At 48.6% G+C, this 627-nt stretch carries 1 tRNA gene and 2 rRNA genes; all 3 read left to right on the top strand.

Annotation, left to right across the window (positions count from 1 at the left end):
• A 23S ribosomal RNA gene (locus L5M38_RS24380) occupies positions 1-231 on the top strand; the annotation flags it as partial.
• A 137-nt stretch (positions 232-368) separates the two neighbouring features.
• Positions 369-484, top strand: a 5S ribosomal RNA gene (rrf, locus tag L5M38_RS24375).
• A 36-nt stretch (positions 485-520) separates the two neighbouring features.
• Positions 521-597: transfer RNA gene (locus L5M38_RS24370), tRNA-Asp, on the top strand.
• The last annotated feature ends 30 nt before the right edge of the window (positions 598-627 follow it).

Below are 627 nucleotides of genomic sequence, written 5' to 3'. Positions count from 1 at the left end.
GACGAACCGCTGGTGTTCGGGTTGTCATGCCAATGGCATTGCCCGGTAGCTACGTTCGGAATCGATAACCGCTGAAAGCATCTAAGCGGGAAGCGAGCCCTAAGATGAGTCATCCCTAGGAATTTAATTCCTCTAAAGAGCCGTTCGAGACTAGGACGTTGATAGGCATGGTGTGTAAGCGTTGTGAGGCGTTGAGCTAACATGTACTAATGACTCGAGAGGCTTAACCATACAACCCAGATGGGTTTTGCTAAGCGAACTTAGACAGAATATCGACACTTGATAAAGTTAAAGACTCAACAGAAAATCAGCTTTCCGAATTATTATTAACGTGAGCCAGAGATGGACACGGTAATAAACAGAATTTGCTTGGTGACAATAGCCTTGTGGAACCACCTGATCCCATCCCGAACTCAGAAGTGAAACGCAAACGCGCCGATGGTAGTGTGGGGTCTCCCCATGTGAGAGTAGGTCATCGCCAAGCGCCTAATTTAGGTTAACGTGTAGACGTTAAGCTAAAGGAGCGGTAGTTCAGTTGGTTAGAATACCGGCCTGTCACGCCGGGGGTCGCGGGTTCGAGTCCCGTCCGCTCCGCCAACATTAAGAGATAAGCCTCATCGAAAGATG

Origin of the sequence: Shewanella sp. SM101 (genome assembly GCF_025654465.1) — a bacterium.
Taxonomy (GTDB): Bacteria; Pseudomonadota; Gammaproteobacteria; order Enterobacterales; family Shewanellaceae; genus Shewanella; species Shewanella oncorhynchi.
The sequence above is the reverse complement of the archived record's forward strand: the minus strand, read 5'-3'. Positions and strand labels throughout refer to the sequence as shown.